General features: G+C 70.6%; 16 protein-coding genes. 7 read left to right on the top strand and 9 right to left on the bottom strand.

The genetic code is table 11. From position 1 onward, the window contains the following. Positions 1-57: 57 nt before the first annotated feature. Positions 58-795, top strand: a complete 738-nt coding sequence (gene phbB / locus KAK03_RS13185) for an acetoacetyl-CoA reductase (RefSeq protein ID WP_210854416.1) — start codon at positions 58-60, stop codon at positions 793-795. Positions 796-922: 127 nt separating this feature from the next. Here the strand turns inward: phbB and KAK03_RS13180 are convergent, their stop codons facing one another. The 5 genes from KAK03_RS13180 to map form a co-directional block, all read right to left on the bottom strand. After that, positions 923-1,540 carry a YitT family protein gene (locus KAK03_RS13180; protein WP_210854415.1) on the bottom strand — a complete coding sequence of 206 codons (618 nt, stop codon included), beginning with the start codon at positions 1,538-1,540 and terminating at the stop codon, positions 923-925. Beyond that, a complete protein-coding gene (locus tag KAK03_RS13175; protein WP_210854414.1) occupies positions 1,537-1,755 on the bottom strand; it encodes a DUF2788 domain-containing protein in 219 nt (72 codons plus the stop codon). Before KAK03_RS13175 ends, KAK03_RS13180 begins: the two co-directional genes overlap by 4 nt. Before the next feature lie 155 nt (positions 1,756-1,910). Further along, positions 1,911-2,708, bottom strand: coding sequence for a DUF2189 domain-containing protein (locus tag KAK03_RS13170; protein ID WP_210854413.1), 798 nt, complete (start codon positions 2,706-2,708; stop codon positions 1,911-1,913). A gap of 63 nt (positions 2,709-2,771) precedes the next feature. After that, positions 2,772-5,378 (bottom strand): [protein-PII] uridylyltransferase, encoded by a 2,607-nt coding sequence (locus tag KAK03_RS13165; protein ID WP_210854412.1) that lies wholly within the window; start codon positions 5,376-5,378, stop codon positions 2,772-2,774. Beyond that, a complete protein-coding gene (map, locus tag KAK03_RS13160; protein WP_210854411.1) occupies positions 5,378-6,190 on the bottom strand; it encodes a type I methionyl aminopeptidase in 813 nt (270 codons plus the stop codon). The genes KAK03_RS13165 and map overlap by 1 nt, the downstream gene beginning before the upstream one ends. A 119-nt stretch (positions 6,191-6,309) precedes the next feature. On the opposite strand from map, the gene purL reads away from it, so the two are divergent. From purL to KAK03_RS13145, 3 genes are all read left to right on the top strand, one after another. After that, positions 6,310-10,317 (top strand): phosphoribosylformylglycinamidine synthase, encoded by a 4,008-nt coding sequence (gene purL, locus KAK03_RS13155; protein WP_210854410.1) that lies wholly within the window; start codon positions 6,310-6,312, stop codon positions 10,315-10,317. Positions 10,318-10,607: 290 nt separating this feature from the next. Next, on the top strand, positions 10,608-11,222 hold the full coding sequence (locus KAK03_RS13150; RefSeq protein WP_210854409.1) for a DUF938 domain-containing protein: 615 nt from the start codon (positions 10,608-10,610) through the stop codon (positions 11,220-11,222). A gap of 9 nt (positions 11,223-11,231) precedes the next feature. After that, positions 11,232-11,597 carry a hypothetical protein gene (locus KAK03_RS13145; RefSeq protein ID WP_210854408.1) on the top strand — a complete coding sequence of 122 codons (366 nt, stop codon included), beginning with the start codon at positions 11,232-11,234 and terminating at the stop codon, positions 11,595-11,597. Between the two features lie 15 nt (positions 11,598-11,612). On the opposite strand, the gene KAK03_RS13140 is transcribed toward KAK03_RS13145, so the two are convergent. From KAK03_RS13140 to KAK03_RS13125, 4 genes are all read right to left on the bottom strand, one after another. After that, a complete protein-coding gene (locus tag KAK03_RS13140) occupies positions 11,613-12,761 on the bottom strand; it encodes an aminotransferase class V-fold PLP-dependent enzyme (protein ID WP_210854407.1) in 1,149 nt (382 codons plus the stop codon). 79 nt (positions 12,762-12,840) lie between these two features. Beyond that, a complete protein-coding gene (locus KAK03_RS13135) occupies positions 12,841-14,853 on the bottom strand; it encodes a serine hydrolase (protein ID WP_210854406.1) in 2,013 nt (670 codons plus the stop codon). Between the two features lie 161 nt (positions 14,854-15,014). Then, positions 15,015-17,870, bottom strand: coding sequence for a serine/threonine-protein kinase (locus KAK03_RS13130; protein ID WP_210854405.1), 2,856 nt, complete (start codon positions 17,868-17,870; stop codon positions 15,015-15,017). An 8-nt stretch (positions 17,871-17,878) separates the two neighbouring features. Beyond that, positions 17,879-18,445 (bottom strand): ECF-type sigma factor, encoded by a 567-nt coding sequence (locus tag KAK03_RS13125; protein WP_210854404.1) that lies wholly within the window; start codon positions 18,443-18,445, stop codon positions 17,879-17,881. A gap of 160 nt (positions 18,446-18,605) precedes the next feature. On the opposite strand from KAK03_RS13125, the gene KAK03_RS13120 reads away from it, so the two are divergent. From KAK03_RS13120 to KAK03_RS13110, 3 genes are all read left to right on the top strand, one after another. After that, entirely contained in the window at positions 18,606-19,406 is an 801-nt protein-coding gene (locus KAK03_RS13120; protein WP_210854403.1) for an alpha/beta fold hydrolase, read from the top strand. After that, on the top strand, positions 19,399-21,297 hold the full coding sequence (locus KAK03_RS13115) for a PAS domain-containing hybrid sensor histidine kinase/response regulator family protein (RefSeq protein WP_210854402.1): 1,899 nt from the start codon (positions 19,399-19,401) through the stop codon (positions 21,295-21,297). Before KAK03_RS13120 ends, KAK03_RS13115 begins: the two co-directional genes overlap by 8 nt. Positions 21,298-21,467: 170 nt before the next feature. After that, complete coding sequence (locus tag KAK03_RS13110; protein WP_210854401.1) at positions 21,468-22,043, top strand: ECF-type sigma factor; 576 nt, start codon at positions 21,468-21,470, stop codon at positions 22,041-22,043. The last annotated feature ends 9 nt before the right edge of the window (positions 22,044-22,052 follow it).

Raw genomic sequence — 22,052 nt, 5'->3', positions numbered from 1 at the left:
TCGGGGCAGATCATGACCCCACCGGACCCCAATGGAATCTCTAGAGGAGCAAGAGCAATGGCACAGAAAGTGGCGTATGTGACGGGTGGCATGGGCGGCATCGGAACCGCGATCTGCCAGCGTCTGGCCAAGGATGGCTTCAAGGTCATCGCCGGCTGCGGCCCGAGCCGTGACTTCGACAAGTGGCTGGGCGAGCAGAAGGCCCTGGGCTACTCCTTCTACGCCTCGGTGGGCAACGTCGCCGACTGGGACAGCACGGTGGAGGCCTTTGCCAAGGCCAAGGCCGAGCATGGCCCGATCGACGTCCTGGTCAACAACGCCGGCATCACCAAGGACCGCATGTTCCTGAAGATGACCAAGGAAGACTGGGACGCGGTGATCAGCACCAACCTGACCTCGATGTTCAACGTGACCAAGCAGGTCGTGGCGGACATGGTGGAGCGGGGCTTCGGCCGCATCATCCAGATCTCGTCGGTCAACGGCGAGAAGGGCCAGGCCGGCCAGACCAACTACTCGGCCGCCAAGGCCGGCATGCACGGTTTCACGATGGCCCTGGCCCAGGAACTGGCCGCCAAGGGCGTGACGGTGAACACCGTCAGCCCGGGCTACATCGGCACCGACATGGTCCGTGCGATCAAGCCGGAAGTGCTGGAGAAGATCATCGCCACCATCCCGGTCAAGCGCCTGGGCACCCCCGAGGAAATCGGCTCGGTCGTGGCCTGGCTGGCGGGTGACGACTCCGGCTTCACCACCGGCGCCGACTTCTCCTGCAACGGCGGTCTGCATATGGGCTGACCGCCCAAGGGCGGTCCGCCCATATGCAGACCGCCTTCGGCCGACCGTTGGGCTCCCCCTGCCCCCTCCGGGAGGGGGTTCCAGCCAGACAGTCGATCTCGGGCCGGCATTGCCGGCCCGTGTCGTTTCAGTAGGCCACGTAGCGGCCGGGCTTGTGGTTCACCGCCAGCGCGAAGTTCATCGCCACGGCGCCCAGCACGCTCAGCGCCAGACGGCGGGCGTCGGTGAAGGGCCAGCTGGCCAGCAGGATGGCGGCGTCGATGCTCAGCTGCACGATGCCGGCGCGCCAGCCGTAGCGCTCCTGCAGCCACAGCACCACGGTGTTCAAGCCGCCCAGGCTGGCGCGGTGGCGGAACAGGATGATGAAGCCGGTGCCGATCAGCGATCCGCCGGCCAAGGCGGCGAACAAGGGGTTCAGCGTGCTGTAGCCCAGCCACTGCGGCATCAGCTCCGACAGGCCCGACAGCAGCGTCACCGCCGACAGCGTCTTGACCGTGAACTGCGGCCCCAGGCGCTGCCAGGCCAGCCAGTAGAAGGGCAGGTTGATCACGAACAGCAGCGGGCCGAAAGGCAGGCCGCTGCCGTAGTGAGCCAGGAAGGCCAGGCCGACCGTGCCGCCGGTCATCAGACCCAGGTGGCGAAACATGGTCAGGCCGATGCTGACGAACAGCGTGCCGATCAGCAGCGCCTGGGCATCGTCGAACAGCGTGTGGCGCTGCGGCTCGGCCTCGTCGGGCGCGTTCATTCGACGATGCCGACCATGAAGTACTTGATGATGCCCTTGAGCACGAAGCCCAGCAGACCCACGCCCAGACCCAGCAGCAGCACGAAGGTGCCGAAACGGCCGGCCTTGGACTCGCGCGCCAGCTGCAGGATGATGAACACCATGTACAGCATGAAGGCCGAGACCCCGAAGGTCAGGCCGAACCAGGCGATTTGTTCTTCCGTGTAGCCGAACATGTCAGTGTTGCCCGGCCGCTCCGAAGGGACTGAGCGCCTTCTCTGTGAGCTTCGGACGAAGTGAGCGTGGAAATGTCATGTCAGTCCCGCCCGGCCGTTCCGAAGGGACTGAGCGCCCCCTTGGGGGGAACGAACGAAGTGAGAGTGGGGGCATGTCAGGACCGCTCCGCCATCCCGGAGGTGTCCACCAGGTCGCGGTAGGCATGCCAGCTGGCGTGCGCCAGCCAGGGCACCACGAACACCAGGCCCACCATCACGCTCAGCATGCCCAGGCCGCTCAGGGCCAGCAGCAGGAAGGCCCACAGGGCCATCGGTGCGGGGTGGGTCAGGACGGTCTTCCAGCTCACGAAGACGGCGGTGAGCACGCTGATCTGCCGGTCCAGCAGCAGCGGCAGGGTCACCACGCTGGAGGCGTAGACCGGCGCCGCCAGCACCGCGCCCAGCGCCATCCAGGTTTCGAACAGCGCACCACCTGGCGCCAGCACCACCAGGCGCAGGAAGTCCATCGGCGTGCGCACGCTGGCACCGGTCTGGGTCCAGATCAGCGCTGCCGAGGTCAGCACCCAGCCGGTGCCGGCCAGCGCCAGCAGCAGGCCGAACACCACCAGCCGCAGGTCGTTGGGCTTCCAGGCCCGCAACGCGGTGCCCAGGTCGGGTTGCTCGCCACGTTCAAGCGCTCGGCTGATCGCATACAGGCCGGTGGCCACCACCGGCGCCACCAGCAGGAAGCCGGTGAAGGCGCCAATCAGCAGCCAGAAGCGATCGGCCGCCAGCACCACGACCAGGGTTCCCCACAGCGCGGCGGCCACACCATGCAGCAAGCCGGGCACCGGGCAGTTCATCAGGTCGCCCCAGCCGCGCGCCAGCCAGCCCAGGGGCCGCAGCATCGGAATGCGGCGGACCTTGTAGCTGCGTGACTCGATCACGGCCTTTTCGGTCAACTTGTTGGGCATCAGAGGGCTCCCATGGTGTCAGAGCGGTCGCGGTGGGACTTGAGCTGCAGCAAGCTTCGGCGTTCAGCGCACGTCGGCCAGCACGTCGAGCAGCTCGCTCTCGACCTGCAACTGCAGCCGCGGCTGCTGCAGCTCGGCGCCGCTGACCAGGAAGGTGTCCTCGACGCGCTCGCCCAGCGTGCTGACCTTGGCCAGCTGCAGGTTGATGTGGTGCGCGGCCAGCACCCGGGCGATCGCGTACAGCAGGCCCGAGCGGTCGCTGGCACTGACGCTGAGCAGCCAGCGCTGCGCCTTCTCGTCGGGTCGCAGCGCCACCCGCGGCTTGACCGGGAAGGAACGCACCCGGCGCGACACCCGCCCGCGCGAGGGCGGCGGCAGCGGTCCGTCGCTGGCCAGCGCGGCGCTGGCCTGGGTCTCGACCAGCTTGATCATGTCGCGGTAGGCGGCCGGGCTCTGGTCCTCGGCGTTGGGGTTGACCACCTGGAAGGTGTCGAGCGCGTAGCCGCTGCGCGTGGTGTGGACCTTGGCGTCCTGGATCGAGAAGCCGGCCCCGTCGAAGTAGCCGCAGATGCGCGCGAACAGGTCGGCGCGGTCGGGCGAGAAGACCAGCACCTGCAGGCCTTCGCCAATGGGCGAGGGGCGCGCACTGACCAGCGGCACCTGGGTCTCCAGGTGGCGCCACAGCGCGCGGGCGTGCCAGGCGATCTCGGCGGCATCGTGGCGCGCGAAGTAGCTGACGTCCAGCGTCTTCCACAGCGGCTGCTCGGTGCCCGGCAGCGCGGCGTGCAGCGCGAGGATCTGCATCGCCTCCTGCTTGCGGGCCTCGATCTCGGCATCGGCGCTGTGCGGGGCGCCGCCCAGCGCACGCAGCGTGTAGCGGAACAGGTCTTCCAGCAGCTTGCCCTTCCAGGCGTTCCAGACCTTGGGGCTGGTGCCGCGGATGTCGGCCACGGTCAGCAGGTACAGGCCGGTCAGGTGGCGGGCGTCGCCCATGCGGCGGGCGAAGCGCTGGATGACCTCGGGGTCGTGCAGGTCCTCTTTCTGCGCCACGGTGCTCATCGTCAGGTGGTGGCGCACCAGGAACTCGACCAGCTCGGTCTCGTCGGGCTCCAGGCCGTGGTCGCGGCAGAAGCGGCGCACTTCGGTGGCGCCCAGCTCGGAGTGGTCACCACCGCGGCCCTTGGCCACGTCATGGAAGAGGGCGGCGATGTAGAGCAGCCAGGGCTTGTCCCACTGGCTGGCCAGCTGGGTGCAGAACGGGTACTCGTGGGCGTGCTCGGGGATGAAGAAGCGCCGCACATTGCGCAGCACCATCAGGATGTGCTGGTCCACGGTGTAGACGTGGAACAGGTCGTGCTGCATGCGCCCGACGATGCGCCGGAACACCCACAGGTAGCGCCCCAGCACCGAGGTCTGGTTCATCAGCCTGAAGGCGTGCGTCTGCCCTTCGGGCTGGCGCAGGATGTCCATGAACAGCTCGCGGTTCAGCGGATCTCGCCGGAACCGGCTGTCCATCACGCCCCGGGCGTTGTAGAGCGCGCGCAGCGTGCGCGCCGACAGGCCCTTGACGCCGGTGGTCTGCTGGTAGACCAGGAAGGTCTCGAGGATGGCGTGCGGGTTGTCCGAGTACAGGTCGTCGCGCGCCACCTCGAGCATGCCGCCGCGGTCCAGGAAGCGGGCGTTGATCGGCCGCATCGGCACCTGCTCGCTGGCACTGACGCGCTCGTCGATGCCCAGCATCAGGATCTGGTTGAGCTGGGTCACCGCCTTGGCCGCCCAGTAGTAGCGGTGCATCAGCTGTTCGCTGGCGCGCGCGCCCTTGGTGGACTGGTAGCCGAAGCTCTCGGCCACCGAGGTCTGCAGATCGAAGACCAGGCGGTCCTCGCGCCGGCCGGCGATCACATGCAGGCGGCAGCGGATCAGGCGCAGCGTGCCCTCATGGCGCTGCAGCTGCTTGACCTCGAAGGGCGTCAGCAGGCCCTTGGCGGCCAGCTCGCTCCAGGTGCGGCCCAGGCCCGCGGCGCGGGCCACCCAGATCACCACCTGCAGGTCGCGCAGGCCGCCGGGGCTTTCCTTGCAGTTGGGCTCCAGCGAGTACGGCGTGTCCTCGTACTTGACGTGGCGCTGGCGCATCTCCAGCGTCTTGGCACGCAGGAAGGCGGCCGGATCCAGCGCCTCGGCGGTGGCCTTGGCAAAGGCCTGGTACAGCCGGCGCGGACCGGTCAGCAGCCGGCTTTCCAGCAGCGAGGTCTGCACGGTGACGTCGGCCTGGGCCTCGCGCACGCAGTCCTCGACGGTGCGCACCGAAGAGCCGATCTCCAGGCCGATGTCCCAGCAGGCGGTGATGAAGGCACTGACGGCCTCGCGTACCGCATCGGTCTCGGGCTCGGGCAGCAGCACCAGCACGTCGACGTCGGAGTAGGGGTAGAGCTCACCGCGGCCGTAGCCGCCCACCGCCACCAGGGCCGCCCCGGCGGGCAGGCCGCTGGCCTGCCACAGCTGCACCAGCGTGGCGTCCACATGCCGCGCCAGGCCGTGCAGCAGCAGGCGCGCACTGGTGGCGCTGGGGCGCGCCTCCTTGAAGTGGGTGAGCAGCGCCTCCTTGCCCTGGCGGAAGCGCGTGCGCAGCTCCGCCACCGACAGCGCGGCGCTGGGCGCGGTCGCCGACATCAGGCGCCGGGCGCGGTGATGAAGGACGGCGGCGGCGGCGTGCGGTCGGAGACCGTCAGCACCTCGTAGCCGGTCTCGGTGACCACCACCGTGTGCTCCCACTGGGCCGACAGCGAACGGTCCTTGGTGACGATGGTCCAGCCGTCGCCCATTTCCTTGATCTCGCGCCGGCCGGCGTTGATCATCGGCTCGATCGTGAAGACCATGCCGGGCACCAGTTCCTCCAGCGTGCCCGGGCGGCCGTAATGCAGCACCTGGGGTTCCTCGTGGAACTTGCGGCCGATGCCGTGGCCGCAGAACTCGCGCACCACCGAATAGCCCTGCGATTCGGCAAAGGTCTGGATCGCATGGCCGATGTCGCCCAGCCGGGCGCCGGGGCGCACCTTGGCAATGCCCTTCCACATGGCGTCGAAGGTGATCTGGCACAGCCGCTTGGCGGCGATGCTGCCTTCGCCCACCACGTACATGCGGCTGGAGTCGCCGTGCCAGCCGTCCTTGATCACGGTGACGTCCAGGTTGACGATGTCGCCGTTCTTCAGCGGCCGGTCGTTCGGGATGCCGTGGCAGACCTGGTGGTTGATCGAGGCGCAGATCGACTTCGGGTAGGGCTTGTAGCCGCTGGGCGCGTAGTTCAGCGGCGCAGGGATCGCCTTCTGCTCGTGCACGATCATGTCGTGCGCCAGCTTGTCGAGCTGCTCGGTGGTCACGCCGGGCTTGACGTGCTCGGCCAGCATGTCCAGCACTTCGGCGGTGAGGCGGCCGGCGACGCGCATCATCTCGATGTCGGCCGGGGTCTTGAAGGTGATTGCCATAAGGGGTCATTATTTCACCTCGCCGTAGAATCCCGGGTTTTCACCGACGGTCGCCCCCGCCTCAGGGCGGGTCATCGTGCGCCACCGTCCCCGACGCCCCCCCCGGAAGCGCCCCGTCCATGGCCCACACCCATCACCTGATGCACTTCGAGGGCGGCAATGCCCTGTCCGCGTTCCGCGCCGCCGCGCTGCTGCCGCGCCTGCAGGCCGCCTGCCCGCGCATCACCGGCGTCAGCGCCCGCCATGTGCACTGGGTGCTGAGCGACCAGGCGCTGGCCGCCGACGACACCGACAAGCTGGCCCGCCTGCTCGACTACGGCGATCCCTGCACCGCCGGTGACGAGGGCACGCTGGTGCTGGTGATGCCGCGCCTGGGCACCGTCTCGCCCTGGGCCTCCAAGGCCACCGACATCGCCCACAACTGCGGCCTGGGTATCCACCGCGTCGAGCGGGTCACCGAGTTCCGCCTGCACCTGAAGGACGGCCTGATCGCCGGCCTGACGGGGGCCAGCAAGGCGCTCAGCGCCGATGAACTGCAGGCCTGCGCCGCGCTGCTGCACGACCGCATGACCGAGAGCGTGGCCTTCGAGCGCGATGCGGCCCGCCACCTGTTCGACGAGCAGCCGGCCGAGCCGATGGCCCATGTTGACGTGCTGGGCCAGGGCCGTGCCGCGCTCGAAGCGGCCAACACCGAATTCGGTCTGGCGCTGTCGGCCGACGAGATCGACTACCTGGTGGCCGCCTTCCAGGGCCTGGGGCGCAACCCCAGCGATGTCGAGCTGATGATGTTCGCGCAGGCCAACTCCGAGCACTGCCGCCACAAGATCTTCAACGCCGACTTCATCATCGACGGCCAGCCGCAGTCGCTGTCGATGTTCGGCATGATCCGCAACACCGAGAAGCTCAACCCGCAGCGCACCGTCATCGCCTACAACGACAATGCGGCGGTGATGGAAGGCGGCCCGGTCACCCGCTGGCTGCCTCAGGGCTACACCGACGCGCCGGTCTATGGCCCGCGTGACGAAGTGGCCCATGTGCTGATGAAGGTGGAGACCCATAACCACCCGACGGCGATCTCGCCGTTCCCGGGTGCGGCCACCGGCGCCGGCGGCGAGATCCGCGACGAGGGCGCCACCGGCCGCGGCGCCAAGCCCAAGGCGGGCCTGACCGGCTTCAGCGTCTCGAACCTGTATCTGCCGGACACCGACGAGCCCTGGGAGGCCCAGCCCTACGGCAAGCCCGAGCACATCGCCAGCGCGCTGCAGATCATGATCGAGGGCCCGATCGGCGGTGCGGCCTTCAACAACGAGTTCGGCCGACCCAACCTGGGCGGCTACTTCCGCGTCTTCGAGCAGACGGTGGGCGAGGGCGCCCAGGCGCTGCGCCGCGGCTACCACAAGCCCATCATGATCGCCGGCGGCATCGGCACGATCAGCGACGGCCAGACAAAGAAGCTGCCCTTCGGCGCCGGCACGCTGCTGGTGCAGCTGGGCGGCCCGGGCATGCGCATCGGCATGGGCGGCGGCGCGGCCAGCTCGATGGCGGCGGGCACCAATGCCGCGTCGCTGGACTTCGACAGCGTGCAACGCGGCAACCCCGAGATCCAGCGCCGCGCCCAGGAGGTCATCAACCACTGCTGGACGCTGGGTGTCGACAACCCGATCGTCGCGATCCACGACGTCGGCGCCGGGGGCATCTCCAATGCCTTCCCCGAACTGGTGGACGGCGCCGGCAAGGGCGCGCGTTTCGACATCCGCAAGGTGCCGCTGGAGGAAACCGGCCTGGCGCCCAAGGAGATCTGGTGCAACGAGAGCCAGGAGCGCTACGTGCTGGCGCTGGACCCGGCCAAGCTGGATGCGTTCGACGCGATGGCCCGCCGCGAGCGCTGTCCCTACGCCGTGGTCGGCGTGGCCACCGACGAGACCGAGCTGATCCTGGAGGACGGCCCCGGCGGCGAGCGCGTGATCGACATGCCGATGGAGGTGCTGCTGGGCAAGCCGCCCAAGATGCAGCGCGACGTGCAGCGTCTGCCCCGGCCGGTGGCACCGCTGAACCTGACCGGCGTGGCGCTGGAGCAGGCCGCGCTCGATGTGCTGCGCCACCCCACCGTGGCCAGCAAGCGCTTCCTGGTCAGCATTGGTGACCGCACCGTGGGCGGCCTGAACCACCGCGACCAGATGGTCGGCCCCTGGCAGGTGCCGGTGGCCGATTGCGCGGTCACGCTGGCCGACTTCAGTGGCCTGCGCGGCGAGGCGATGAGCATGGGCGAGCGCACGCCGCTGGCCAGCATCGATGCGCCGGCCTCGGGCCGGATGGCGGTGGCCGAGGCCATCACCAACCTGCTGGCGGCGCCGATCGACCTGTCCCGCGTCAAGCTCAGCGCCAACTGGATGGCGGCCTGCGGCGAGCCGGGCGAGGACGCCGCGCTGTACGACACCGTCAAGGCGGTGGGCATGGAACTCTGCCCGGCGCTGGGGGTGGGCATCCCGGTGGGCAAGGACAGTCTGTCGATGCGCACCCGCTGGAGCGACGCCGGGCAGACCCGGCAGGTGGTGGCGCCGGTGTCGCTGATCGTCTCGGCCTTCGTCACGCTGGACGACATCCGCGGCACGCTGACGCCGCAGCTGCAGGAGGGTGACACCACGCTGGTGCTGGTCGATCTGGGCAACGGCCGTGCGCGCATGGCCGGCTCGATCCTGGCGCAGACGCTGCAGCAGTTCGGTGACCAGGTGCCTGACCTGGACGATCCGGCCCAGCTCAAGGCCCTGGTGGCCGCCGTCAACCAGCTGCGCGCCGAGGGCCGGCTGCTGGCCTACCACGACCGCTCCGATGGCGGCCTGTGGGCGGCGGCCTGCGAGATGGCCTTTGCCGGCCAGCGCGGCGTCAGCCTGAACGTGGACCTGCTGGTCACCGAAGGCGACGGCATCCACGACAGCCGCGCCGACACCGGCGACGCCAAGAACTGGGCGACCCAGACCAGCGGCCGCCGCGAGGAACTCACCCTCAAGGCCTTGTTCAACGAGGAACTGGGCGTGCTGCTGCAGGTGCGCAGCGCCGACCGCGATGCGGTGCTGGCCACGCTGCGCGCCCACGGCCTGAGCCGCCAGAGCCACGTGGTGGGCAAGACCAACGACAAGCGGGTGGTCGAGGTCTGGCGCGACGCCAAGCCGCAGTTCAGCGCCCCGCTGCGCACGCTGCAGCAGGCCTGGGACGAGGTCAGCTGGCGCATCGCCCGGCTGCGCGACAACCCCGCCTGCGCCGACCAGGAGCACGCGCTGGCCGGCGGCGATGACGCCGGCCTGCACTGGGCGCCGTCCTTCGATCCCTCCGACGACGTGGCCGCCCCGTTCCTGAACCTGGGCGCGCGCCCCAAGGTGGCCATCCTGCGCGAGCAGGGCGTCAACAGCCACGTCGAGACCAGCCACGCCTTCGCACTGGCCGGCTTCGATGCGCACGACGTGCACATGAGCGACCTGCAGTCGGGCGGCGCGCAGCTGGCGCAGTTCAAGGGCTTCGTGGCCTGCGGCGGCTTCAGCTACGGCGACACGCTGGGGGCCGGCGAGGGCTGGGCCCGCTCGGTGATGTTCAATCCGCGGCTGGCCGAGCAGTTCACCGCCTTCTTCGGTCGCAGCGACACCTTCGCGCTGGGCATCTGCAACGGCTGCCAGATGATGGCGGCGCTCAGCCCCATCATCCCCGGTGCCCAGCACTGGCCCAAGTTCACCCGCAACCGCAGCGAGCAGTTCGAGGCCCGCCTGGCCATGGTCGAGGTGCTGGACAGCCCCAGCATCTTCTTCCAGGGCATGGCCGGCAGCCGCCTGCCGATCGCCGTGGCGCATGGCGAGGGCTTTGCCGACTTCAGCCAGCGCGGCGACGCCGCCCAGGTGGCGCGCGCGATGCGCTTTGTCGACGGCAGCGGTCAGCCCACCGAGACCTATCCGCTCAATCCCAACGGCAGCCCGGGGGGCCTGACCAGCGTGACCACGCCCGACGGCCGTTTCACCGTGCTGATGCCGCACCCCGAGCGCGTGTTCCGCAATGCGCTGTTCAGTTGGCAAGGCGGCGACCTCACCGCGCTGAGCCCCTGGATGCGCATGTTCCGCAACGCCCGCCGCTGGGTGGGCTGACGTCTTGCTGCCCACAGCGGCCGTAGGCCGCTGTGGGCAGAGCCCTATTCCGTTGAGCTCCCCCCAGCCCCCCTCCAAGAAGGGGGCTCCAGCATGAGCTTCGGGCCGGCCTGCCGGCCGGCGTGGCGCTGGCACGCTTGGCGCACCACCTTTTGTGGTTCTGACTGGAGCCACCCTCTCGGAGGGGGGCTGGGGGGAGCCCAACGTTCGGGGCCTTGGCCCACAGCGGCCTACGGCCGCTGTGGGCAGCTTGCCGACATTCTGCTTCCGGCCATGGCATGCTGTTGCCGATGAACGCCTCGCCGCCTGCCAAGCCCTTTGCCCCGTCCGCCGAGCGAAACCGGGAGCCGATCCTGGCCGCGTTGCGCCCCCGACTGGCAGGTGTTCGGCGCCTGCTTGAGATCGGCAGCGGCACCGGCCAGCATGCGGTGCACTGCGCACCCGCACTGCCGCATCTGGTGTGGCAGACCAGTGAGCGGCCGGCACAACTCGCTGGTCTGCGGTGCTGGCTGGACGAGGCCGCGCTGCCCAACACGCCGCCGCCGCTGGCCCTGGACATGGACCATCCGGACTGGCCCGAGCAGGCCGGCGGCGCGGTGCACGACGTCGTGTTCAGTGCCAACACGCTGCACATCATGCCCTGGACCACCGTGGGTGCCTGGTTCGCGGCCCTGCCGCGCGTGCTGGCGCCCGCGGGCCGCCTGCTGGTCTACGGGCCCTTCATCGAGGCGGATCGCCCGACGGCGCCGAGTAACCTGCGTTTTGACGCCCAGTTGCGTGCCCAGGTGCCTCACCAGGGGGTGCGCCGGCTGGACGCGCTGGATGCGCTGGCGGCGCAGGTGGGCCTGCAGCGACGGGAGCGGGTGGAGATGCCCGCCAACAACCTGTTGGTGGTGTGGGGCTAGACTCGCCCCATGCCTCTTGACCTGTACGCCCTGCTGGAACGGGACGCCTTCACCCTGGTGCCCGACCGTGCGCCGTTCGACACCGAGGCGATCGCCGACTTCGTGCTGTCAACGCTGACCGGCGCCTGGCGCGACCCGGACCGCCCCCAGGCGCTGCTGGTCTTCGGTGACGACGACGACCTGACCGAATTCCTGGCCACGCGCACGCCGTCCACGCAGGAGCGCTTCAGCTACCCGGTCGTGATGGTGGTGGACCTGCAACCCCAGCGCGTCAGGATCGACATCTTTGCCGGCGAGGAATTCCACGACCCGGCCGCAGAGCTGACGCGCTGGATCGAGGCGCACTGGCCCTGCCACGTCGCCAACGAGGACTGAGCGCCCGGCAGCCGCTCAGCGCAGGGCCGGCGCGTCCAGCAGGCGCTGGATGTCCTGCTCGGTGGTGTAGGCCTGGGCCGAGACGCGCACAAACACCTGGCCGGCGTGCGTGGTGACCGGCACCTCGATCCGGCTCTCGTCAAACAGGCGCTGGCGCAAGGCCTCGGGGTCCTGCGCCGGCACCGGAATGGCGGCCATCTGCGCCCAGTCGCGCTCATCGGCAATGGGCTCCCCACCATGGCGCCGGCACAGCGCGTCCATCGCCTGGGCCACCAGGGCATGGCTGCGCTGGCGCACCGCCGGCCAGTCGTGTGCGTCCTGGAAACGCAGCGCGTCGGGCACGGTCAGCCAGGGCGTGATGTCGCGCGTGCCCTGCCACTGCATGCGCCGCTCCAGCGGCGTGCGGCCCAGCCAGGTGTCCAGACCGGCGTGGCTGAGGGTGTCCTCGGCATAGCCCCAGCTGGTCACCGGCGCGTCCAGCATGGCCTGCCAGGCCGGCTGCGCGTGCAGGAAGGCCGAGCCCTTGGGGGCGCACTGCCACTTGTGGCAGTTGCCCACGTAGAAGTCGGCGCCGATGGCCGCCAGGTCCAGCGGGATCTGCCCCGGCGCATGGGCGCCATCCACCAGCACCGGCAGGCCGCGCTGCCGGGCGGCTGCGCAGACCTCGGCCACCGGCAGGGTCAGGGCGGTGGTCGAGGTGATGTGGCTCAGGTAGATCAGCCGGGTGCGCGGGCCGACGGCAGCCAGCAGCCGCTCGACCACCTGCGCGGGCCGGTAGGGCAGCGGGATCTCGACCCGCCGGTAGTGCGCGCCCCGCTGCGCACAGACCCGTTGCCAGGTGGCGTCGCAGGCGCCGTATTCCAGGTCGGTGGCCAGCACCTCGTCACCCGGCTGCAGCGCAAAGGAGCGGGCCACGACATTGACCCCGGTGGTGGAGTTGGGCATGAAGACCAGGTCCTCGCCGCGTGCGCCGATCGCCTGGCCCAGGGCCTCGCGCGCGGCAGCCAGCAGGCCCCCTGAGCGTCGGCCCAGAAACTCGACCGGGTTGCGTTCCTGCTCGTGCTGCCATCGGGACAGGGCGGCCAGCACCTCGCGCGGGCAGGCGCCGAAGGAGCCGTGGTTCAGGAAGACGATGTCGGGGTCCAGCAGGAACAGGTCGCGCATGGGCGCAGTCTACGGTGCCAGGCCACAGGGGCCGGGAGATGCCTCTCCCGGCCCCTGTTTCACAGCCGCTGGCCGCGGATCACCAGGTCTGCAGCGCCGAGCGGATCTCGTCGCGGAACAGCTCGGCCGAGGCGTTGCCGTGGGCGTTGGTGTAGTCCACATCGGCCTGGCAGTTGGTGCCCGGGGTGTCGTAGTCCTCGAAGCAGGGCACCGGCGTGTCCGAGATCAGGTGACCGTAGCTGTAGGTGCGGTAGTCCAGCTGACCGCCCACCTTGATCGGCAGGCGCATCAGGCCCGCGCCCGAGCGGATGATGACCCGCTGACCGCAGTTGCCGTTGCCATCCGGCAGGCAGGTGCCGTAGCTGCCGCCCTTGCTCCAGGTGCGCACCACACCGCCGAACGACGCGGCCACCGCCGACTTGCCCAGGGCCGCTGCCTCCTGGTCGATGATCGCCTGGATACGCGCGCTGGCGCCCATGCCCGGGTTGGCCGACTCCAGGAACTCGTCGCGTGCGCTGTTGGTGTTGGTGAGCAGGGTGCTGCTCCACACCCCCTCGTAGATGCGGGCCAGGTCGGCCGCGGTGGTGTCGTTGCGCAGGCTGGTCGAGTACTTGCCGGTGGCCGGGTTGGCGTAGGCGCAGCCGATGTTGTGGCGCAGCGTGGTGCCCGACAGACCCGCATTGCCGGCCACGGTGTTGAAGGCCGAGAAGCCGCCGTAGCGCAGCACCGTGCCGCGGGTCGTGCGGTTGTCGGAGATGCGCATCATCTCGTCCAGACCGGTCTCGAAGTTGTAGTTGGTGCGCAGGTTGGCCGGGATCTCCTTGGCCGGGTCCGGGCAGGCGTCCTTGCCCTTGGACATGTCGTACTCGTAGTAGTTGAAGGCCGAGGCCAGGGTGTCGGTGCCGGCCTGCACACGCTGCATGCTGGTCAGCAGGTGCAGCGCCTTCAGCGAGCTGGCGGTCTCGGCGCGGCGGGCGCTGTTGAGGTCCACCTTGACGGCGCCGCCCACCAGCTTCAGGTAGCCCTCGAAGATGCCGCGGGTGGGGTTGCCATTGGCGTCCAGGAAGTTCGCGCCGAACACGCTGCGCATGCGGCGGGTGCTGTTGTTGGCGTTGTCGATGAAGGCGGCGTCATAGCGACGAACGCCGTTGCCGTCGACATAGGTGCGCAGGTCCACCGGCCGCGAGGCCACCTGCAGCGCGTAGTTGTTCAGGTCGGTCAGGCTGGTGAAGCCGTACTGGTACCACCAGGCGCTGTTGTTCGAGCCGGTGTTCTTCACCTGGATGAAGTTGTAGGTGCCGTCGCTGTTGCGGTCGAGCTTGACGATGCGGCCGCTGAAGGACGCCACCTTGGCGGCCACGTTGGCCGGGCTCTGGTTGAGCCACCACTGCCAGGACCGGGCGTCGGTGCCGGTGTTGGCCACCAGCACCGCGCTGTACTTCTTGACGCCGCCTTCCACATAGGTGTCGAGGTCGATCAGGCGATGCCCGCTGTTGGTCAGGTGGGTGCTGATCTGTGCCGAGCTGACGCCGACCAGGTAGCTCCAGGCGCGCGCCGCGGTGGAGGTGTTGGACACCATGATCGCGGCATAGCGGATCACGCCACCACCCGCGTCGTAGGGCTTGAGCTCGATCAGCCGGGCGTTGTTGGCGCTGAGCTGGGTGGCGATGTCGGCCGCGGTCAGGCCGTAGTACCACCACCAGCCCGGGACCGCATAGGCGCCGCTGTTGCGCACCATGCGCACCGTGAAGCGCGGCGCGCCGCTGACGATCCCGTAGATGTCCAGGCCCACCAGCCGGGCGCCCTTGGACGACAGCAGGCTGCTGACCTGGGCGGCGGTCTGGTTGGTGTAGGTCCACCAGCTGGTGGGGGTGTTCACCGAGTGGTCGTCGGTGCTGGCGGTCGGGTCGAGCGCCTCGATGCCGACGTCGCCCAGGGCGTCGACATCGCCCTCGGTCTCGATCTCGCCCTGCAGCGCCGGCTGCAGCGAAGGACGCTTGGCCTGGGCGGCACCCGCCAGGGCGGCCAGCACGGCACACAGGATCAGTGAGGCGCCGGGGCGGCGGGCCAGGGGAGCGAGCGAACGGTTCATGGGATGCAACTCCGAAGAAGGGGTGGGTGTCGTTGACCGGTGCGCTGACGACCGGCCTACCCTTCAATTCGTGAGCGGCCGCCGACACCGGACAGCGACCAGCCCCCCAGGCGTAGGGGGGCAGCGGCGTGCGGCCCTGCCGTGGGGGGCCCCGGCGCGGCTCAGAACACCACCAGCAGCCGGTCGGGCATCGGTGCGCCGCTGGCGGCCAGGTAGTCGGCCTGGCTGCGACTCAGCGCCGCGGCGGCCGCGCGGTCCTGTCCCTGGGCACGCAGCCAGTGCGCGCGCACCGCGCCGGCCAGCGCGCGGTCCGGGTGCCCGGCGGGCCATTCCGCGGCCAGGGCGGCCTCGGCGGCCGACAGCAGCGCGGTGGTCGCCGCACGGTCGGCGGCCAGCGGCGAGGGCAGCAGGCACAGCACCTCGGTCAGCCGGGCCTTGGCCAGTGCGATGCGGGCGGCGGGCGAGGCGGGCTGGTCGGCCTGGATGGTGGCGGCGGCCCGGGCGGTGTCGGCGGCCTCGCGGTGGCGGCCCAGCTGCGCCAGCGCGCCGGCCCGCCAGAGCAGGGTGCTGGCGTGCCGCACGTCCTTGAGCTGCTGGGCCTGGCGCTCCTCGGCGGCCACGGCGTCCAGCACGGCCAGGGCCTCTGCCGCCTGGCCGCGCTGCACCAGCACCTGCCCCAGGCGCCGGCGCAGGCCACGCAGCTCCGACGCCGACAGGCCCGGGTGGGCCTGGGCGATGCGCACCGAGTCGCGTGCGGCCGCCTCGGCGTCGTCCAGGCGCATCAGGCGCAGACGGGTCAGCACCGTGAAGCTGAGGTTCAGCGCCAGTTCGGCGTCGTCCGCGCCATGCATCGCGCGGGAGCGCGCCAGATTGGCCTCCAGCACCTCACTGGCGCGGGCGTAGCGGCCGGCGTCCAGATGGACCATGCCCAGGGTGCGGCCAGCGTCCACCGCCGGGCTGTTGACCGGGCCCAGCAGCCGGTCCATCTCGGTGATCGCGCCCTGCAGCGCGACGGCGGCTGGCTCGAAGGCCCGCTGGCGCCACAGCACATAGCCCAGGTTGGCCTGCATCGCCGCCAGCCCGAAGCCCTGCTCGGGCCAGCCGCGTGCCAGCACGGGCTCCAGGGCGGCGACGATGCGCAGTGCTTCATCGCGCTGGCCGTCGGCCGCCAGGGCGGTGGCCAGCATCGAGCGGGCCTGCACCTCTTCCCAGTGGGTCTGCGGCCAGCGCGCCTGCAGGCGAGGAATCAGGCTGCGCAGCAGGGCGATCGCCTCGCCATGGCGCAGCAGCGAATTCAAGGCCCCGGCGACGCGGTTGTCCAGGCTGAGCAGGGCGTCGTCGCGCTGGCCCGGGTGGGCCTGGAAGATCTGCCGCGCGCGCGCCAGCGTCACCAGCGCGGGCTCGAAGCGGCCATGCAGCACCTGGGCGCGCCCCAGCACCAGCAGCGCATCGCCGTGGGGCAAGCTGCCGTCGCCGTCCTGCGCCAGCGCCAGCGCCAGGCGTTTCTCGGCCATCGGCAGGCTGCGCTTGCCGTCACCCACTTCCAGGCGGATCTCGAGCAGCGCGTCGCTGATGGCGCCACGCAGGCCGGGCTCGGTGCCGAGGTCGCCATCCAGGCGCTGCTCGCCGCGATCCAGCAGGTCGCCCACCGTCAGCGGCCGGCCCTGGGCGCGGCCCGGGCCGACCTCGCGCACCAGGCCGATCAGGAAGTTCTGCACCGCCAGGGTCCGGCGCGCCTCGCGCTCGGCACGGCGCGCCTGGTCCAGGGCCATCAGCAGACCCGCCACCAGCCCCAGCGAGGCCAGGGTGGCGGCCCCGAGCGGCAGCGCGTGGCGGCGGCCGAACTTGCGCAGCCGGTAGTGCCAGCTGTCGGGGTGGGCGCGCACCGGCTGGTGGGCCAGCCAGCGGCGCAGGTCGTCCTCCATCGCCTGGGCGGTGGCATAGCGCTGTTCAGGTGCCTGCCGCAGGGCCTGCAGCAGGATGGTGTCCAGGTCACCGCGCAACTGGCGGCGCAGTTGGGCCGGCTGGGTGGCGCGCCGCTGCGCCGCTTGCGCATCGGGCGAGGTGCGGCTCGGCCGTGTCAGGTCGGCGTCCAGGATGGCCTGTTCCAGCGCGCCGCGGGTGTCGCGGGAGAGGCGGTAGGGCCGGCAGCCGGTGAGCAGTTCGTAGAGCACCACGCCCAGCGAGTAGATGTCCGAGGCGATGCCCACCGGCCGCCCGGCGACCTGCTCGGGCGAGGCGTACATCGGTGTCATCGGCGCCGCGGCCATCTCGGTCACCGGATGGCCGCCAGCCGGACCCTCCAGCAGCTTGGCGACGCCGAAGTCGAGCAGCCGGACCTGACCGTCGGCGGTGACCAGAATGTTGCCGGGCTTGAGGTCGCGGTGCACCACCAGGCGCCCATGGGCGAACTGCACGGCCTGCAGCACCTGCAGGAACAGCAGCACCCGGCTGCGCAGGTCCATGCGCGCGGCGTCGCAGTAGCTGCCCAGCGGCTGACCGTCCACCGGCTCCATCGCCAGCCAGGGTTGCTCACCGCCGTCGGGGAGGGCGGCCGTGCCGGCCTCGTAGAGCCGGGCGATCAGCGGGTGTTCCAGTTGCGCCAGGATGTCGCGCTCGCGTTCGAAGCGCCAGGCGAAAGCGCCCGGCGCGCCAGCCAGGCGCGGCAGCTTCAGCGCCACCTCGCGGCGCGGCTCGCCCTCCACCCGCCGGGCCAGCCAGACACTGCCCATGCCCCCTTCACCCAGGCAGCGCAGCAGCTCATAGGGACCGATGCGCTGGCCGCTGGCCGTGGCCTGCGCCTCACCGATCGATCGGACCAGTTCAGGCAATGCATCGAGCCCCTCGGTGGTGCCGTCGTCGGCCTGGGCCAGCAGCGCCGCCAGCCGGTCGCGCAGTGCGGGATCGCTGGCGCCGATCGCCTGGAGCCGGGCCTGGCGCGCATCGCCCGCCGGCAGCTCCAGCAGTTCGTCCAGCCAGCCCGACAGGCGCTGCAGGTCATCGGCGCTCAGGGCCATGGGCCGCCTCAGGAGAGCAGTTGCGCCTTCAGCAGCAGGCGCGCCTTCTGCCAGTCGCGCCGCACCGTGCGGTCGGTGACGCCCAGCGACTGGGCGATGGTCTGCTCATCCAGGCCGCCGAAGCAGCGCATCTCGACGATGCGCACCAGGCGCGGGTCGACCTGGGCCAGGGCCTCCAGCGCCTCGTGGATGCCCAGCACCTGCTCGTCGGACACCGCCACCGCATCGGCCACCTCGGTGCTGAGCGTGACGTGCAACTGGTCGCCGCCACGGCGCTCGGCGCGCCGCTGGCGCACGAAGTCGATCACGACCAGGCGCATCACGCGCGAGGCGTAGGCCAGGAACTGCCCTTCGCCGCCGGGCAGATCGGCCGCGTCCAGTCTGCGCAGGCGCAGCCAGGATTCGTGCACCAGCGAAGTGGTGTCGAGCAGCGTGACCCCCTCGCTGCGGCGCAGCCGCGCCCGCGCCAGCCGGCGCAGGTCCTGGTACAGGCCGGTGAAATGGGCGTCCGCCACGGGGGCCGAAGGCGGGGGCTCGACGGGCGGCGGGGGCCGGTCAGCCGGAGGCGAGCGCATGGCAGTTCTCCTGCGAAGACCGCGAGGGTGTCGGACGAGTATGCCAGCCGCCGGGTGGCCGGCGACCTCTGGCATGGGGCTTGACATGAAATAAGGAGGTCCCGGGGAGATGGGCTATGCTGTCCTGTCCGTGGCACCTGCTGCTTCCGAGACAACCACCATGACCGAGTCCCGCCTGTTGGCACACCATGCGGTGCTGTCCGGGTCCGGATCGGCCGCCACCGTGCTGGTCCACGGGTTTGGCTGCGACCGACACATCTGGCGCGCCGTGGTGCCGCGGATCGAAACCCTGTCGCGCGTGCTGGCATATGACCTGGCCGGCTGCGGCGATTCGGTATCCACCTGGGATCCCGCCCGGCACGGCAGCCTGCAGGGCCACGCCGACGATCTGCTCGCCCTGCTGGATGAGGCCGGTCAGGACCGTGTGACCGGGGTCGGTCATTCAGTGGGTAGCGTCATCCTGCTGCTGGCGGCGCTGGCCGCGCCACAGCGTTTCGAGCGACTGGTGCTGCTGGCCCCGTCGCCGCGCTTCCTCAACGATCCGCCCGACTATGTCGGCGGCTTCGAGCAGCGCGATCTGGACGAGCTGTTCCAGCTGATGGAGTCCAACCATTTCGGCTGGGCCCAGTTCCTGGCGCCGATGGCCATGGGGCAGTCCAATCCGGTGTCGCTGACGCGTGATTTCGAGCGCGCGCTGTGTTCGCTGGAGCCCCGCATCGCCCGCCAGTTCGCACGCCTGGCCTTCTCGGTGGATGTCCGCGCCCTGCTGCCGAGGCTGACGGTGCCGGCCCTGATCGTGCAATGCGCCGATGACAGCCTGGCGCCGGTGGCCGTGGGACGCTGGATGCACGCCCGGATGCCGGGCAGCTCGCTGGTCGAGTTGCCGATCTCGGGGCATTGCCCGCACGTGAGCCATCCCGAGGAGGTGGTGCGGCTGCTGCGCGGGGTGCTGCATGCCTGAGTCGCGGTCGTCCTGGGACGACCTGCCGGTGGGCGTCGCGCTGGTGTCCGCGGCCGGCGAACTGATCGAGGCGAATGCCTGCCTGGCCCAGTGGCTGGGCCAGCCTGTCGGGCTGCTCAGAGGCTCGCGCATCGACGACTGGCTGACCCGGGCCGGTCGGGTGCTGTACCACACCCATGTGCTGCCCACGCTGCACCTGCACGGTCAGCTGCAGGAGCTGAGCCTGTCACTGCAGTCGGGCGACATGACCCTGCCGGTGCTGGCCTGTGCCTCGCTGGGGGGCGCGGTCGATGCGCGGACGGTCCGTCTGGTGATGTCGCCGATGCGCGAGCGTCAGCGCCTGGAGCGCCAGCTCCAGCGCGCCCAACGTGCCGCCGATGCGGCACCGGTCCTGCTGTTCGAGTACGAGCGCGATGCCCTGGGCCGCGGCGTGTTCACCTACCTCAGCGCCGGCGTGGAGCGCCTGTACGGGCCTGTCGAGCAGGCCTCGATGGTGCCTGAGCAGGCGCTGTGGTCGCATGTGCATCCGGATGACCTGCCAGGGCTGTTGCGGGCGCGCGAGGACTCGGTGCGCGCCGGGGGGGTGTGGGGAGGGCACTTCCGGGTGCGCGCCCAGGGCGCCAGCGACTGGGCCATCGATGACATCCTGGCCACGCCGCAGCCCATGGGCGACGACCGCTGGACCTGGTATGGCACGATCGCCGACGTCACCCGGCAGCACGAGATCGAGCAGTCGGCGCAGCTGCGCGAGGCGGCTCAGCGCGCCAGCGCGGCCAAGAGCGAATTCATGGCACGTACCAGCCATGAGCTGCGCACGCCGCTCAACGGCATCCTGGGTTTCTCGCAGCTGATGGCCGAGGATGCGCGCGAGCCCCTGGGTCCCGAGCAGCGCCGCCGTCTGGGCGTCGTCAATGCCAGCGCTATGCAGTTGCTGGCGCTGATCAACGAGCTGCTCGACATCGCGCGCATCGAGGCCGGCGAGCTGCGCCTGCTGATGCAGCCCGTCCGCCTGCTGCCGCTGTTGCAGCAGGCGCTGGCGGCGATCGAGCCGATGGCCACCGGGGCCGGCCTGAGCATGACACTGCAGTGTCCGTTCACCGTGGCGGTCCAGGCCGATGCCACGCGCTTGCAGCAGGTCCTGACCAACCTGCTGTCCAACGCCGTCAAGTACAACATCCGCCAGGGGCAGGTGGCCGTCGTGGTCCGCCACGCCGATGCTCAGGTGCGCATTGACGTGCAGGACAGCGGGCCCGGCATGAGCGCCGCGCAGCTGCGCCAGCTGTTCCAGCCGTTCAACCGCCTGGGGGCCGAGCGCACCGCCACCGAGGGCTCTGGCCTGGGCCTGGTGATCAGCCGCCAGCTGGTGGAGGCCATGGGCGGCCGGCTGGAGGTGACCAGCCAGCCCGGCCAGGGCTCCACGTTCAGTGTCACGCTGTCCACCGCCGCGGCGCGGCCAGCCGCGGTGCCGCGGGAGGAAGGCATGCCAGGCGCCCGACCGCCCGGACCGCGGCGGCGCGTGCTGTATGCAGAGGACAACCCGGTCAACGCCTTGCTGATGGAACAGGTGCTGGCACCCCTGGACGGGGTGGAGCTGCGCTTGGCGGCCAGCGGCGAGGAGGCGCTGGCCTGTGCCGCGCAGTGGCCGCCCGATCTGCTGCTGCTGGACATGCACCTGGGCGACATGGACGGCCGCACGCTGCTGGGCCGCCTGCGCGACCTGCCGGGTCTGGCCGGTGTGCCGGCGGTGGCGGTGTCGGCCGACGCCATGCCCGACGACGTCGCGCTGGCCCGCGCCAGCGGTTTCCAGGACTACTGGACCAAGCCGATCGATGTGCACCGGCTGCGCATCGGCCTTCTGCAGGCGCTGGAGCGGCGCGAAGCGCCGCCATGACCTCCGCCGGCGCTGCAAATTAGGGGCGCGCCCACATCCGTTACCGCTGGGAGTTACATTTCGGCGCATCAGCGGCTGTCACAGGCGACAGCCGCCGTTGATGTTGGGAGAACGACGTGCGCCAGACCGCGGGCCCCGCAGGGGTCGGCGGGACTGCGCGCTGGCCTGCCATGACCGACCCCTCTGACACCTTGCCGGCTGTCGGCGAGCTGCTGGAGCGTTCCTCCGGCGGCGATGCCCAGGCGCTGCAGCAGCTCTTCGTCGTGCTGTACCCCGAGATCAAGCGGGTGGCGCGCGCACGCCTGGCCCAGGTGCACGGCGCGCCGGGCCTGAACACCACGGCCCTGGTGCACGAGGGGTTCCTGCGCCTGGCCGATGCCTCGCGCCTGCACGGGCGCACGCGCGGGCAGTTCTTCGCCTATGTGGGCCAGGTGCTGCGCTCGGTGGTCATCGACCACCTGCGCAGCCTGGGTCGCGACAAGCGCGGCGGCGAGCAGATCATGGTCACGCTGTCCGAGGCGGCCGGCATGCCGGCCAACCTCAGCTCTGCCGAGGACCTGATCGCCTGCGACCGGGCGCTGAGCCGCATGCGCGAGATCGACGCCGCGCTGTACGAGCTGCTCGAGATCCATGTCTTCGCCGGCCTGACGATCGCCGAGGTGGCGACGCTGCGCGGCGTGGCCACCCGCACCGTCAACCGCGACCTGATCAAGGCGCGGGCGCTGCTGCGCGAACTGCTGGGCTGATGCGCCGGC

The sequence above is a fragment of the Ideonella alba genome, assembly GCF_018069845.1.
GTDB lineage: Bacteria > Pseudomonadota > Gammaproteobacteria > Burkholderiales > Burkholderiaceae_C > Ideonella > Ideonella alba.
The sequence above is the reverse complement of the archived record's forward strand: the minus strand, read 5'-3'. Positions and strand labels throughout refer to the sequence as shown.

Coding starts and splice junctions, on each gene's coding strand:
- phbB (WP_210854416.1), top strand. CDS start 58: ATGGCACAGAAAGTGGCGTATGTGACGGGTGGCATGGGCGGCATCGGA.
- KAK03_RS13180 (WP_210854415.1), bottom strand. CDS start 1,540: ATGAACGCGCCCGACGAGGCCGAGCCGCAGCGCCACACGCTGTTCGAC.
- KAK03_RS13175 (WP_210854414.1), bottom strand. CDS start 1,755: ATGTTCGGCTACACGGAAGAACAAATCGCCTGGTTCGGCCTGACCTTC.
- KAK03_RS13170 (WP_210854413.1), bottom strand. CDS start 2,708: ATGCCCAACAAGTTGACCGAAAAGGCCGTGATCGAGTCACGCAGCTAC.
- KAK03_RS13165 (WP_210854412.1), bottom strand. CDS start 5,378: ATGTCGGCGACCGCGCCCAGCGCCGCGCTGTCGGTGGCGGAGCTGCGC.
- map (WP_210854411.1), bottom strand. CDS start 6,190: ATGGCAATCACCTTCAAGACCCCGGCCGACATCGAGATGATGCGCGTC.
- purL (WP_210854410.1), top strand. CDS start 6,310: ATGGCCCACACCCATCACCTGATGCACTTCGAGGGCGGCAATGCCCTG.
- KAK03_RS13150 (WP_210854409.1), top strand. CDS start 10,608: ATGAACGCCTCGCCGCCTGCCAAGCCCTTTGCCCCGTCCGCCGAGCGA.
- KAK03_RS13145 (WP_210854408.1), top strand. CDS start 11,232: ATGCCTCTTGACCTGTACGCCCTGCTGGAACGGGACGCCTTCACCCTG.
- KAK03_RS13140 (WP_210854407.1), bottom strand. CDS start 12,761: ATGCGCGACCTGTTCCTGCTGGACCCCGACATCGTCTTCCTGAACCAC.
- KAK03_RS13135 (WP_210854406.1), bottom strand. CDS start 14,853: ATGAACCGTTCGCTCGCTCCCCTGGCCCGCCGCCCCGGCGCCTCACTG.
- KAK03_RS13130 (WP_210854405.1), bottom strand. CDS start 17,870: ATGGCCCTGAGCGCCGATGACCTGCAGCGCCTGTCGGGCTGGCTGGAC.
- KAK03_RS13125 (WP_210854404.1), bottom strand. CDS start 18,445: ATGCGCTCGCCTCCGGCTGACCGGCCCCCGCCGCCCGTCGAGCCCCCG.
- KAK03_RS13120 (WP_210854403.1), top strand. CDS start 18,606: ATGACCGAGTCCCGCCTGTTGGCACACCATGCGGTGCTGTCCGGGTCC.
- KAK03_RS13115 (WP_210854402.1), top strand. CDS start 19,399: ATGCCTGAGTCGCGGTCGTCCTGGGACGACCTGCCGGTGGGCGTCGCG.
- KAK03_RS13110 (WP_210854401.1), top strand. CDS start 21,468: ATGACCGACCCCTCTGACACCTTGCCGGCTGTCGGCGAGCTGCTGGAG.